The organism is Zoogloea sp. (assembly GCF_023150065.1).
In the GTDB taxonomy this organism is placed as follows: Bacteria; Pseudomonadota; Gammaproteobacteria; order Burkholderiales; family Rhodocyclaceae; genus Zoogloea.
This window is the reverse complement of the sequence record NZ_JAKLLN010000192.1, coordinates 1-317: the sequence shown is the minus strand read 5'-3', so window position 1 is coordinate 317 and position 317 is coordinate 1. Positions and strand designations below refer to the sequence as shown.

General features: G+C 67.2%; 1 pseudogene. It reads right to left on the bottom strand.

From position 1 onward, the window contains the following. Nucleotides 1–317 (bottom strand): annotated as a pseudogene (locus tag L6Q67_RS24220) (GTPase HflX); the annotation flags it as partial.

The window sequence follows — 317 nt, the reverse complement described above, 5'->3', positions numbered from 1 at the left end:
CAAGCTGGGATTCGCCGGGGCCGCCCAAAAAGCCGAAGCCGCCGCGCTGGCGTTCAAGGTGGGTCCACGAACGGACGAGGCGGGAGCGCTGATAGCTCAACGCCGCCAGTTCGACCTGCAACTGGCCTTCTCGCGTCCGGGCCCGGGCGCCGAAGATCTCCAGAATAAGCCCGGTGCGGTCGATGACCTTACACTTCAGCGCCCGTTCCAGATTACGCTGCTGCACCGGCGTCAGCGCATGGTCGATGATCGCCAGCGTCGCCTCCCCCTCCTCCACCTTGACGGCCAGCGCCTCGACGGCGCCGCTGCCCAGAAGA